9 protein-coding genes are annotated in these 13,995 nt (G+C 48.1%); 4 read left to right on the top strand and 5 right to left on the bottom strand.

Translation table 11 applies throughout. From position 1 onward, the window contains the following. Positions 1-93 precede the first annotated feature (93 nt). Positions 94-3,651, top strand: coding sequence for an inverse autotransporter beta domain-containing protein (locus K0335_RS03880; RefSeq protein WP_104920520.1), 3,558 nt, complete (start codon positions 94-96; stop codon positions 3,649-3,651). A gap of 64 nt (positions 3,652-3,715) precedes the next feature. On the opposite strand, the gene dsbB is transcribed toward K0335_RS03880, so the two are convergent. Both dsbB and nhaB read right to left on the bottom strand, forming a co-directional pair. Next, positions 3,716-4,246 carry a disulfide bond formation protein DsbB gene (gene dsbB / locus K0335_RS03875; protein WP_000943469.1) on the bottom strand — a complete coding sequence of 177 codons (531 nt, stop codon included), beginning with the start codon at positions 4,244-4,246 and terminating at the stop codon, positions 3,716-3,718. A gap of 141 nt (positions 4,247-4,387) precedes the next feature. After that, positions 4,388-5,932, bottom strand: a complete 1,545-nt coding sequence (gene nhaB / locus K0335_RS03870) for a Na(+)/H(+) antiporter NhaB (protein WP_000406420.1) — start codon at positions 5,930-5,932, stop codon at positions 4,388-4,390. A 221-nt stretch (positions 5,933-6,153) separates the two neighbouring features. Here nhaB and fadR point away from each other — a divergent pair, with 221 nt between their 5' ends. After that, on the top strand, positions 6,154-6,873 hold the full coding sequence (fadR, locus tag K0335_RS03865) for a fatty acid metabolism transcriptional regulator FadR (RefSeq protein WP_002431510.1): 720 nt from the start codon (positions 6,154-6,156) through the stop codon (positions 6,871-6,873). A gap of 66 nt (positions 6,874-6,939) precedes the next feature. On the opposite strand, the gene K0335_RS03860 is transcribed toward fadR, so the two are convergent. Next, positions 6,940-8,472, bottom strand: a complete 1,533-nt coding sequence (locus K0335_RS03860) for a SpoVR family protein (RefSeq protein ID WP_000190826.1) — start codon at positions 8,470-8,472, stop codon at positions 6,940-6,942. A gap of 321 nt (positions 8,473-8,793) precedes the next feature. Here K0335_RS03860 and K0335_RS03855 point away from each other — a divergent pair, with 321 nt between their 5' ends. Both K0335_RS03855 and dadX read left to right on the top strand, forming a co-directional pair. Further along, positions 8,794-10,092 (top strand): D-amino acid dehydrogenase, encoded by a 1,299-nt coding sequence (locus K0335_RS03855; RefSeq protein ID WP_001266929.1) that lies wholly within the window; start codon positions 8,794-8,796, stop codon positions 10,090-10,092. 11 nt (positions 10,093-10,103) lie between these two features. Next, entirely contained in the window at positions 10,104-11,174 is a 1,071-nt protein-coding gene (gene dadX / locus K0335_RS03850) for a catabolic alanine racemase DadX (RefSeq protein ID WP_000197922.1), read from the top strand. Between the two features lie 48 nt (positions 11,175-11,222). Here dadX and K0335_RS03845 read toward each other — a convergent pair whose 3' ends face one another. Both K0335_RS03845 and ldcA read right to left on the bottom strand, forming a co-directional pair. Then, positions 11,223-12,956, bottom strand: a complete 1,734-nt coding sequence (locus tag K0335_RS03845; RefSeq protein WP_000340219.1) for a potassium/proton antiporter — start codon at positions 12,954-12,956, stop codon at positions 11,223-11,225. A gap of 96 nt (positions 12,957-13,052) precedes the next feature. Beyond that, a complete protein-coding gene (gene ldcA, locus K0335_RS03840) occupies positions 13,053-13,967 on the bottom strand; it encodes a muramoyltetrapeptide carboxypeptidase (protein WP_000051592.1) in 915 nt (304 codons plus the stop codon). Positions 13,968-13,995: the final 28 nt, after the last annotated feature.

The raw sequence follows: 13,995 nt of genomic DNA, 5'->3' as shown, positions 1-13,995 counted from the left end.
CCTATTGCTTTTTATTTAAAATTTAGTATATTTCTTCGCCTTCTTGTCTTACCAGTTGATTTTTTAGTTATTTTCAATGAGTTACTATTTTAAATGACTATGGTGAATAAGAAATTCAAACGAAAAGCTACCGACGCAATCACATGGTCGGTTATTGCGACGCAAATATTATCTCCAGTTTCTCTTTCTCTGATTCCGGCAAACAGTTTTGCATCGTCTGGTAATGCAGATATTGCACAAACTTATGCTAATGATGAGCACGCAAATAAACTGGCTTCATTTGCAGCAAGTGCTGGTCAGAGCCTGACGAATAATAATGCAAGTAGTTTTGCGGTTAATACTTTATCGGCTCAGGCGACAAAAGAGGTTGTTGACTGGCTACAGCAATATGGCAATGCGCGTATCAAACTTAATGTTGATGACTCCTTCTCTTTGAAAGACGCTGAGTTTGATTTTTTATATCCCTGGATGGATACCAAAGATTATGTTCTGTTCAGTCAGACGTCACTGCATCGTACAGATGATCGCAATCAGGCCAATATTGGTGTCGGTGTTCGTCATTTTACCCCGGACAATGCCATGTTGGGGGCGAACATCTTTTACGATTATGACTTAACGCGTAGTCACTCCCGTGCCGGTTTTGGGGTGGAATACTGGCGGGATTATCTGCGTTTTGGTGCGAACACCTATTTCGGACTCTCTGACTGGAAAAACAGCCGCGATATGGCGGACTATCTTGAGCGTCCGGCGAATGGCTGGGATGTTTCTGCTGAGGGTTGGTTGCCTGCATACCCGCAGTTAGGGGCCTCAGTTCAGTTCGAAAAATATTATGGTAAGAATGTTGGCTTGTTTGGCAGTGACAATCTGCAGGAGAACCCTTACGCGGTAACGGGGGAGATTTCTTATACCCCTGTTCCGTTGGTGAAATTCTCTGCCCAGCACAGGCAGGGGCAGAGTAATACCCATGACACGCGTTTTGGTGTTGAAATCAACTACCGCCCGGGTGTTCCGTTATCGAAACAGCTGGACAGCGACAATGTTGCTGCAATGCGAGAGGTACAGAATCGTCGCTACGATTTTGTTGAACGTAATAACAACATTGTTCTGGAGTATAAAAAGAAGAGTACTTTGCGTATTAGTCTGCCTGATGCCATTGAAGGCGAAAGTGGGGCAACTATTCCTGTCACGTTAAATGTCTCTCATGCCAGCAATGGTATCCAGTCCGTTCAGTGGTCTGACAGCGCATTTGCGGCAGCTGGTGGCAAGATTACCGGAAGTGGTACGTCGTGGCAGTTTACTTTACCGGCTTATCAGAATGGCGGTGTTAACACCTGGACTGTTGGGGCGACAGCGCGTGATAGCAAAGGTAATGCTTCTAACCATGCAGTAATGACGATTAGTGTCACCAGTAGCAATGTCTCTGCTGGCGATTCTTCCTTTACTCTGGATGGAAATAATAATGCTCAGATCTCGGCTGATGGGCAATCTACTTACCCGGTTACGCTTAATCTGAAAGACAGTAACGGTAAGCCATTAACGGGGCTTGAAAATGACATTGAGATGTCACTTGAGTTTACGCCTGATAATAATACTCAGCGCAGCAGAAGTGTCAGCGGACCGCAATTAGGCAAAGTTCAGGAGATCTCTGCGGGTGTATATCGCTCAATGCTTACCGCAGGCTCACAATCCGGGACGGCGCGTGTAACGGCAAAAGTACTGGGAAAAACCTTCACACTGAATATTAAGCAGACAGTTGCTGAAGAAGGCGAAACTGAAACTGACGCTGTATTAACCGCAGCACCTGCTGAGCAGGTGGTTGGTTACAACATCAATCTACAACTGGTTGCGAAAGATGCCAAGGGAAATGCCATTACAGGCGATAAAACATTGCGTTTTTATGCCCTTGACCAGGCAGAAGGTGTTGATTTTGGGGCGGTCACAGAAAAAGAGGGTGTTTATAGCGCTACTGTAACAGCAAAACGAGCGGGCAAGATTCGGATAGGTGTTAAATCTGATAGCCACGATTTCTCCGGTATTGAGAAAGAAATCTCCTTTACGGAAGATCGAATGCAGTTTGCATTCTCTCGTTTTGAGGCAAGCAAAAATAATGCATTGGCAGATGGTAAGCAGCAGAATACGGTAACGGTAAGCCTTGCAGACCGTTTCGGCAATGTGGTTCCTGGCTATGCTGTGACGTTGTCACTTCCTTCAGGGATAACACAAGTTGGTGGTGAACATGCAGTTTCAACTGACGAAAACGGTAACGCTGTTTTCGCGTTAGTGAGCTCTACACCGGGATCTTATGTCATTAAGGCCCATGCTGGTCCTCAGGATTCTTCTGAGCTAACGGTGACGTTTGCATCGAATATGACCGGGGCATCATTGTCACTGACCCCTGAAAACAGTAGTGCAACAGCCAATATTCCTGCCAACGGTAAGGATGCAGCGGTACTGAATGTGCAGCTGACAAATAACACTAATGCGTCGGTGAATGGGCAGAAGGTTGAACTCATCACATCCGCTGAGGGCTTGTCTGTTCCGGCAAATATCATCACGGACGCGGCAGGTCGTGTTTCTGTACCCCTTACTACCGTGAAAGCGGGAGAGTACACAGTGACTGCACGGGTGACTGACGGTTCCAATAGTGTGGAATCTGGCAGCGTTAAGTTAACTTTTGTGCCAGATGCCGCCTCTGCAGAACTGACGATTGGCGCATCGAAACAGCAGATTGTGGCTGACGGTCATGAAAACGCGACAGTGGATATTCAGATGCTTGATGCCAATAACAATGCGTTTGCTGGCGATGTGAACTTAACCATTACTCCGTCAACGGGAGCATCATTGACCAGCAGCAAACTGCAACTGGATGCTCGTGGACAGGCAACCACGCAGTTCACTGCGTCAAAAGCTGGCAAGTACACGATTCAGGCCGAGTATATGCTCAATGGGAAGCGTATCACCGCAAGCCAAAATATTGATGCAGTGACGGATGTGAAGGATGCCGTGCTGGAGATCACATCTGATGTGAGCTCGGCTGTAGTGAGCGATACCAGCAACCTGAAATTTACGCTGCAACTGAAAAGCAAATCTGGTGAAGCGTTAAGTGGTCGTGTTGTGAAAATCAGTACCACAGGGCCATCGAAAAATGGAGAACTGGTAGTTGATCAATCAACTGTAACGACTGATGAAAGTGGCAAGGCGACGGTAAGTGTACATGGCAGAACAGCCGGATCGTACAAATTAACTGCGACTCTGGATGAGCTTGGCGCTACTACCAGTGCGGAGAAATCTTTCTCTCTGTATGCAGATGAAAACAATGGTGTTCTGAGTCTCTCTATGGAACCGGGTTATGTGACGGACGACGGTGAACCATTTGGGTTTATTGCCAGACTTACCGATAAGTTTGGTAACCCAATGACGGGGGAAGCAGAATTCACTGCGGGTAATGAAAAATACCCGGATGCTGCCGAAAAGATCACTATGACACCCGCAAAAGTAACCTTAAGTTGGACGGGGCATGCTTATTCTGAAATCCGCACCTATTTGCCTGGCCGAACCTGGGTCAAAGTGAAGGTGACGCGCGGAGATAAAACCTATGAGCAAACCGAAGAAACCTGGGTTTCGGAGTTACCGAAAAATCCACAGCAATAATCAATAATGAAAAGGGGGCCATTGTGCCCCCTTATTTCGATCTTTAGCAAAAAGCGGTCAGTGATTAACGACCAAACAGATCACGTTTTTTCGCTTTGAATGGCTGAGAAATCGCTACCAGGATAGCAACAATAAGATAGGCCACAAAAATACCCAGCAACCATTGTGGCATTTCCAGTCCTAAAAATTCCCACTGCCGTTCTGCACAATCCCCTGAAGCGACAAACACTTGTGGGATCCATTTATCCAGGGGCAACCAACTCGGGAAACGAACGAAAAAGTCGCAGGTTACAAAGGGTGAAGGGTAAAGCTGCAGCATCGTATGTTCATAGGTCAACTGCACACCGCGCCAGGCACTATACAGCCAGATAATGATTGCGACATATCGCAACGGGGTTTTAGGGGCAATGGCACCAATTAATGCGGCCCCAAGAATGCCAAAAAGCGCACAACGTTCGTAAATGCATAGCACACAAGGTTTTAGCAGCATAACGTGCTGGAACCATAGCGCTACCAATTCAAGGGCGAGGGCGGTAAAGGCCATCAACAACCACGCACCGCGTCCTCGTGAGCACTGGTTTAAAAATCGCAACATAATAATTTCCCTGCAACATGCATAGAGCACGCAGTGTAAACCAATTCATTTGTCACGCCACTAGCGCGAAATAAAATAAAGTGTAATTAGGTAATTAATCGGCGAAAAAATAAACCGGGCAGTGATTAGCCCGGTTTGTTGTTACGAAAGTGTAGCTAGCCAGCCTTGTTGAGTCATCCATTCTGTCATGGGGGCCAGCGTAAATTCCACGCAAAGCAAACCGACACAGGTCAGGACAATGGTATAAGGCAGCGCCATCCATACCATTCGACCATAAGAGAGACGAATCAGCGGTGCAAGGGCGGAAGTCAGCAGGAACAAGAAGGCCGCCTGACCATTTGGTGTGGCGACTGAAGGCAGGTTGGTTCCGGTATTAATTGCTGCTGCCAACAGTTCAAACTGATTAAGGGAGATAGTGCCGTTTTCCATCGCCGCTTTAGCTTCGTTGATATAGATCGTACCGACGAAGACGTTATCGGAAATAGAAGAAAGCAGACCATTAAACAGATAGAACAATGTTAACTGCGCATGTTCCGACGCCTGCAATACAAAATGAATAATCGGTGAGAACAAACTCTGATCAATGATCACCGCGACAATCGAGAAAAAGACGGTTAACAGTGCGGTAAACGGTAGTGACTCAGTGAAGGCTTTACCGATAGCGTGTTCGTCGGTTACCCCTGTCAGTGATGTCGCCATAATAATTACTGACAAACCAATTAAACCAACTTCAGCCAGATGCAGGGCGAGGGCGATAACCAACCAGACACCAATCAGTGCCTGGACGATCAAGCGAACTTTATCCTGACGGGTACGCTGAAGGCGGCTTTGATCGTCGTACTGTTGCAGCACCTGACGCACTTTCTCCGGCAGCTTCTCGCCATAGCCAAACCAGCCCATCTTCTCTACCAGCAAGCAAGTCAACAGACCACAAACCAGCACTGGTACAGTAATGGGAGACATACGCAGGAAGAAGTCGCCAAAACTCCAGCCTGCGGCTTTGGCAATAATCAAGTTCTGCGGTTCACCAACCATGGTCATTACCCCGCCAAGCGCGGTGCCCACACCAGCATGCATCATCAGGCTGCGCAGAAATCCACGGAATTGCTCCAGAATAACTTTAAAGTGCTGATCAATATGGCTGTCATCGAGAATATCGTTATCTTCGCCACGAGAAGAAGCCACCCGGTGATAGATACCATAAAAGCCCACGGCAACACTTATTACGACTGCCACGACGGTCAGGGCGTCAAGGAAGGCAGAAAGGAAGGCTGCAGCAAGGCAGAAAGAGAGTGAGAGTAAAGCCTTAGAACGGATACTGAGCAGCAACCGGGTGAAGATAAACAGCAGCAATTGCTTCATAAAGTAAATACCTGCAACCATAAACATAAGTAGCAGTAATACTTCAAGGTTCGCCGCAACCTCTGCACGTACGTGTGATGGACTGGTCATGCCGATCATCACCGCTTCAATTGCCAGCAATCCACCGGGTAAGAGTGGATAACATTTAAGCGCCATTGCGAGGGTAAATATAAATTCGGCGACTAATAACCAACCAGCTATGAATGGATTAACTAAAAAAATCAGCGGATTAATGATTAAGAAGATCAAAAGTGCAAGTTTGTACCAGTCTGGTGACTGACCCAGAAAGTTACGCCATAAGGCGCGGCCCCAGGAGATTTCCATGTGGTTTCCCTTACCTATAAAAATGAAATGGTGTTTTTATCTTAGCGAACTAAGCTTAACGATCGTGACGAAATCAGGCAAGAACTTCACTACAGCAGGCTGATAACATCGCGAAATTTCAACGGCGATCCCCTTTTTCTTTATTGCGTCCGCTATCGGCCTTGATACCCGTCTGGTATGATGAGTGCAATTTTGTTTTGCTGTGTAATGGATATCTCACTATGGTCATTAAGGCGCAAAGCCCGGCAGGTTTCGCGGAAGAGTACATCATCGAAAGCATCTGGAATAATCGCTTCCCACCTGGCACCATCTTGCCTGCTGAACGTGAACTCTCTGAACTTATTGGAGTGACACGAACGACATTGCGTGAAGTCTTGCAACGTTTAGCGCGAGACGGTTGGCTGACAATTCAACACGGCAAGCCTACGAAGGTGAATAATTTTTGGGAAACGTCCGGGCTGAATATTCTGGAAACACTTGCGCGTCTCGATCACGAAAGTGTACCCCAGTTAATTGATAATCTGCTGTCTGTCAGAACCAATATATCCACTATTTTTATTCGTACTGCTTTCCGTCAACATCCGGATAAAGCGCAAGAGGTGCTGGCTGCGGCAAATGAAGTGGCTGATCACGCTGACGCCTTTGCCGAACTCGATTACAGCATTTTCCGTGGGCTGGCATTCGCCTCCGGTAACCCAATTTATGGGCTTATCATCAATGGGATGAAAGGATTATATACCCGTACAGGGCGCCACTATTTTGCTAACCCGGAAGCGCGCAGCCTGGCATTAGGTTTTTACCACAAACTGTCTGAATTATGCCGTCAGGGCGCTCATGATCAGGTGTATGAAACGGTGCGTCGCTACGGTCATGAAAGTGGCGAGATCTGGCATCGAATGCAAAAAAATCTGCCTGGTGACTTGTCCATCCAGGGGCAGTAACAGTGATAAAGAGACCCCCTCAGCTGAGGGGGTTTTTGATCAACGAGAAAGGTATTCAATTATCTGTTAAAGATTGCCCATTCTCGGTGGGCAACGTTCAAGTAACTCAACGCTGCCATCCTCATTTTGTTGCTCGAGCATCACATCAAATCCCCACAAGCGATGCACATGTTTCAGCACTTCTTTGCGGCCTCTATCCAGTGGTGCACGGTTATGCGGAATATAACGCAGAGTCAGTGAACGGTCGCCACGTAAGTCAACATTCCAGATCTGAATATTGGGCTCCAGATTGCTCAGGTTATATTGCGAAGAAAGGCGATTACGAATTTCCCGGTAACCTTCTTCGTTGTGAATCGCGGATATTTCCAGATAATTATGCCGGTCATCATCCAGGACGGTGAAAAAGCGAAAATCTCGCATTACCTTCGGTGACAGGAACTGACTGATAAAACTTTCGTCTTTAAAATCGCGCATTGCAAAATGCAGTGTTTCCAGCCAGTCAGAACCGGCGATGTCCGGGAACCAATATTTATCTTCCTCGGTGGGAGACTGACAAATCCGTTTGATATCCTGGAACATCGCAAATCCCAGAGCATAAGGGTTGATACCGCTGTACCACGGACTGTTGTAGGGGGGCTGGAATACGACATTGGTGTGGCTATGTAAGAATTCCAGCATAAAGCGCTCAGTCACTTTTCCTTCATCGTACAGATGATTAAGAATGGTGTAGTGCCAGAACGTTGCCCAACCTTCATTCATCACCTGAGTCTGTTTCTGAGGGTAAAAGTACTGACTGACTTTGCGGACAATTCGCAGGATCTCACGCTGCCATGACTCCAGTAATGGCGCGTTTTTCTCCATAAAATAGAGCAAGTTCTCCTGTGGCTCGGAAGGATATCGGCGTGCTTCGGCAACGGTTTTCTCTTCTTCGCGTTTCGGCAATGTTCGCCAAAGCATATTTACCTGACTTTGCAGGTACTCTTCCCGGCTCTTTTGCCGTGCTTTTTCTTCTTGCAACGAGATCTTTTGTGGGCGTTTGTAGCGATCGACACCGTAGTTCATCAGCGCATGGCAGGAGTCCAACAACTTCTCGACTTCATCCACGCCGTAACGCTCTTCGCATTCAGTAATATATTTACGGGCAAAAATCAGGTAATCAACAATCGAACTGGCATCGGTCCAGCTACGGAATAAGTAATTGTTTTTGAAGAAAGAGTTGTGACCATAACAGGCATGCGCCATTACCAACGCCTGCATTGTAATGGTGTTCTCCTCCATCAGATACGCGATACACGGATTTGAGTTAATGACGATCTCATAGGCCAGTCCTTGCTGACCATGCTTATATAGACGTTCGGTTTCAATAAATTTTTTACCGAAAGACCAGTGGGGATAGTTAATGGGCATCCCTACACTGGAGTAAGCATCCATCATCTGCTCGGACGTGATGACTTCTATTTGGTGCGGGTAAGTGTCCAGTCGGTAAAGTTTCGCCACACGATCTATCTCTGCCAGGTAAATATCCAGCAGGTCAAAGGTCCAGTCGGGTCCATCGCTTAAACGTGTGGTGTCCTTGTTCATTGAATCAATTGTCGCCATACGCGCACCCTCATTGTTGGCGGCGCTCTCTGTGTGGAGCACCTCATTTCAAGCATAGAACACCTTGTTAAAAACCGTGACGATGAGAAATTTTTTCTTTGCGATTTCACATAACTGGAGTGCCAGAGATGAGGATATATACGCTATTTTATGCTGGATAAAATCCCCCTTCAGCAGGAGATACCAAAGTTGCGATATTCCCATGATTACAGGGAGATGTGAGCCAGCTCACCATAAAAAAGCTATATGTTGAATAATATTTTCATCTGAGTTATCAAGATGTAATTAGTTTATTGTTCTTTTACCGTTATCGGAGTGGCTATGCGAGTTGTCATACTGGGAAGTGGTGTGGTTGGCGTGACCAGCGCCTGGTATTTGAGTCAGGCAGGACATGACGTCACTGTCATTGATCGTGAGCCTGGCCCGGCACTGGAAACCAGTGCTGCCAATGCCGGGCAAATTTCTCCGGGGTATGCGGCACCATGGGCGGCACCAGGCGTACCACTGAAAGCCATTAAATGGATGTTCCAGCGCCATGCGCCACTGGCAGTGCGTCTGGACGGTACTCAGTTCCAGTTAAAATGGATGTGGCAAATGCTGCGTAACTGCGATACCAGCCACTATATGGAAAACAAAGGGCGCATGGTGCGCCTGGCGGAGTACAGTCGTGATTGCCTGAAAGAGTTGCGTGCCGCGACAGGAATTGAATATGAAGGTCGTCAGGGTGGCACATTGCAGTTGTTTCGGACTGAACAACAGTTTGAAAACGCCACTCGTGATATCGCAGTTCTGGAAGATGCAGGCGTACCATATCAGTTGCTTGAATCAAATCGCCTGGCAGAAGTTGAACCGGCACTGGCAGCTGTCGCACATAAACTGACTGGGGGATTGCGCTTACCAAATGATGAAACAGGTGACTGCCAACTGTTTACCCAGCGACTCGCGCAGATGGCGGAGCAGGCTGGTGTGAAGTTCCGCTTTAATACACCAGTAGACAAACTGTTGTTTGAAGGTGAGCAAATTTACGGTGTGAAATGTGGTGATGAGGTCATTAAAGCTGATGCCTACGTGATGGCCTTTGGATCTTATTCTACGGCAATGTTGAAAGGAATCGTCGATATTCCGGTTTATCCGCTTAAGGGGTATTCCTTAACCATTCCGGTTACAAACGAAGATGGCGCGCCAGTTTCCACTATTCTTGATGAAACTTACAAAATTGCGATTACCCGCTTTGATAATCGTATACGTGTCGGTGGTATGGCGGAAATTGTTGGTTTTAATACCGAACTGCTGCAACCGCGCCGCGAAACGCTGGAAATGGTGGTACGTGATCTCTACCCACGGGGGGGGCATATTGAGCAGGCGATTTTCTGGACGGGCCTGCGTCCAATGACGCCAGATGGTACACCGGTGGTGGGGCGTACAAGTTTCAAAAATTTATGGTTAAACACAGGGCACGGTACACTGGGCTGGACAATGGCTTGTGGTTCCGGGCAATTACTGAGTGACATTCTTTCTGGCCGTACCCCGGCTATTCCTTACGATGATCTGAGCGTGGCGCGTTACAGCAGTGGTTTTAGCCCGGCAAGACCGCGTCATTTGCACGGTGTTCATAACTAAAAGGAAACGAAATGACGCGACCTATACAGGCCAGTGTTGATTTACAGGCGTTGAAACAAAATCTGGCGATTGTCCGCCGGGCTGCGCCTGATGCGCGCGTCTGGTCAGTGGTAAAAGCCAATGCCTATGGACATGGGATCGAACGTATATGGAATGCACTTGCCTCGACAGATGGCTTTGCATTACTCAACATTGAAGATGCGGTGACACTGCGCGAACGCGGCTGGAAAGGGCCCATTCTGATGCTTGAGGGTTTTTTCCATGCTGATGATTTAGCAGTCTATGACAAGTATCGTCTCACAACGAGTGTTCACAGCAACTGGCAGCTTAAAGCATTGCAGAATGCCCGTCTGAATGCCCCGCTTGATATCTATGTGAAAGTCAACAGTGGCATGAACCGCCTGGGATTTCCTCCCGAAAAGATACCCACTGTCTGGCAACAACTGCGGGGGATGAGCAATGTCGGAGAAATGACGCTGATGTCGCATTTTGCTGATGCCGAACATCCTGAAGGTATTGTTCAGGCACTGGAAAAGGTGGAACAAGCCAGTGAAGGGATGGAGTGCCGTCGTTCGCTGGCTAACTCTGCGGCAACACTTTGGCATCCGCAAGCGCATTTTGACTGGGTACGTCCGGGGATCATTTTGTATGGTGCTTCGCCTACGGGACACTGGTGTGATATCGCCAATACCGGGCTTAAACCTGTTATGACGCTCAGCAGTGAAATTATCGGAGTTCAGACATTAAAAGCTGGAGATCGTGTTGGCTATGGCGGGCGTTACACCGCCAGCGGTGAGCAACGGATCGGTATTGTTGCTGCGGGCTATGCCGATGGTTACCCCCGTCATGCCCCAACGGGTACGCCGGTACTGGTGGATGGTGTGCGAACCATTACCGTTGGCACCGTTTCAATGGATATGCTGGCGGTGGATTTAACACCTTGTCCGCAGGCAGGAATAGGTACGCCAGTAGAACTGTGGGGTAAGGAGATCAAAATTGATGACGTGGCAGCCGCGGCGGGTACAGTGGGCTATGAGTTGATGTGTGCTCTGGCACTGCGTGTGCCAGTAGTGACAGTGTAACGCATTCATACCGGAGAAGACAGTCGTCTCTCTCCGGTAATGATGAGTTTATTCGGCAATCTCATCGGCGACACGAACGCCCACTTTCATGACCTGATTATCCTCTTTTTCAGCAACCGTCCAAATCATCCCCGCGAATTCTACCTGGTCACCCACAACCGGGGCGGCCCCGAGTAGTTGCTGTACAATCTCGCCCAGCGTCTGTTGTTTATCACGATATTCAGTGCCCGCATCGAGGCCATAAATAATCGCCACATCAGCAAATTTGGCGCTCCCTTCAAGAATAAAATCACCAAAGAAACGCTGATCCAGGGCCACAGGCGGTGATTGACTAAATAATTTGCCCAGCGCCGGAAGATCGCGTTCACGACCAATCACACAAAGTACATCACCTTCACGCAGGCGGGTACTGCCCGAGGGATGCAACAGCACGTTGTCGCGAAACAGTGCCGCTATTCGTGTGTCTTTGGGCATATGCAGATCGCGTAATGCTGCACCGACACACCATTTATCGGCACTCAATTGATAAACAAACTGTTCCCACGGGTTTTCCGGGTGAATATCCAGACCAACGCGGGAGACGGGCCAACCAACGGCAGGCACCACGACTTTCGCTTTTTTTGCTGCCCAGGAGAGAGACGTTCCCTGAAACAACAGTGAAATTAAGACCACAAAGAAGGCCACATTAAAGAACAGACGAGAATTATCCAGGCCGGCCATCATCGGAAAGACCGCAAGAATAATAGGTACAGCTCCGCGTAAGCCGACCCAACTGATAAAAATACGTTCCCGTAGATTAAAACCGCGGAAAGGCAGAAGTCCGGCAAAGACTGACAGTGGACGGGCAAAGAAAATCATCCACGCGGAAAGAAGTAGTGCTGGAATAGCAATCGGTAGCAGATCAGAAGGATTAACCAGTAAACCGAGCACCAGGAACATGGCGATTTGCGCCAGCCACGCCAGACCGTCGAAGTTTTGCAATATCCCGTAGCGGTTGCGAATCGGTCGGTTGCCGAGCAGGAAACCACATAGATAAACTGCCAGAATGCCACTGCCTTCAAGTGCTGTAGTCAGCGCAAAAATCAGGATACCGCCGCTTAATGCCAGCATTGGATAAAGCCCGGCAGGCAGGGCGATACGGTTAATCATCTGCTGAAGTAAATAGCCACCTCCCAGACCCAACAGGATACCCAGGCCGAACTGTTGCAGAATATCCAATGCAAAGGTCCAGCTGACTCCTGTTTCGTGATGCTGGATCATTTCAATCAGCGTAATGGTTAAAAACACCGCCATCGGATCATTACTGCCAGATTCTATTTCCAGTGTAGATCCAACACGTTCGTTAAGCCCTTTACCACCAAGCAACGAAAACACTGCCGCAGCATCGGTAGAACCGACAATTGCGCCAATTAATAATCCTTCGATCAAATCGAGATTAAATAACCAGGCTGCCATCATGCCCGTCAGGCCTGAGGTGATCAGCACACCCACGGTCGCGAGGGAGAGTGCCGGGCCGAGAGCAACACGAAACGAGCTGGCCTGGGTACGCATTCCGCCATCAAGTAAAATGACCGCCAGTGCGAGGTTGCTGACCATATAAGCGAAGGGATAATTATCGAATGGAATACCGCCGACACCATCGACCCCGGCGAGCATACCGATCGCCAAAAAGATAACCAGAATAGGAATGCCAAGACGTGAAGAAAACGAACTGAGGAGAATACTGCAGGTAACAAGCACTGACCCTAAAATAAACAGACTGATGATCGTCGTGGCATCCAACGTTATGTTTCTCCCAAATTACGCTGTTTCGTAGTAACAACACTACCATATTAACGACCGAAACAGCGGGATAGTTAACGCTTATTCACGTTTTTTTTAAGATTTCAGAACAGGATGACCGCTAAGGATTAACTGGGTGCCATTTTGATTATTTTTCAGTACTGCGTGAGCCCCCAAAGGTAAAGTGACCGTGCGTTGCTCATGACCGAAATCTAACCCAGTAAGCAGTGGAACAGAGAGGCGTGACCGCAGAAAATCAAACACACTTTGCAGGGAATAACCGGCATCGTAATCATTGGGAGCACTACCGCTAAAACTACCGAGAACAATCCCTTTTTGACGATCTAATATTCCAGCTTCAAGTAACTGTAATAGCATCCGCTCAACCCGGAATGGATGTTCATTAATATCCTCCAGAACCAGAATGCCGTTACTGATATTTGGCATCCACGGAGTGCCTATTAATGAAATCAACATTGCCAGATTTCCCCCCCACAATGTTCCTTCTGTCTGACAAGAAGGGCCTTCACCTTGCCACTCGACGGTGAATGTTTTGTTACGCAATGCCAGCCAGAAATGGTGAGCCGTAAACTCATTGAGTGTTTCTGCGCCAAAATTTGCTGCCAGCATGGGGCCGCTGAAAGTAATCACGTTGCCTTTTGCCAGTAACCCACACTGAATTGCAGTGAAATCACTGTGCCCACAAATGAGTAATGGGTTATGCAACTGCCGTGCAATCAATGCCGACCAGTCGATCCCGGCCAGGATTCGACTGGCACCATAACCACCACGTACGGCCAGTACGATGGTATTGGGGAGATCAAGATGGGCGAGGGCATTGATATCTGCCAGCCGCTCTTTCTCTGTACCAGCAAAACGTTGATAGCGTCGGTAAATAACGTCTGAATTATTCACCTGATGACCAGCTTCTGTCAGGCGTTGAACACCGCGCCAGGCGGCCTCTTGATTGATGCAATAACCTGATGGAGCAATTAAATGAAACAGAGACATGGCAATTCCTTGCTGACAACTGAATGCA

The organism is Escherichia sp. GZ89, assembly GCF_019366485.1.
In the GTDB taxonomy this organism is placed as follows: Bacteria; Pseudomonadota; Gammaproteobacteria; order Enterobacterales; family Enterobacteriaceae; genus Escherichia; species Escherichia fergusonii.
This window is presented reverse-complemented; position numbering and strand designations above follow the sequence as displayed.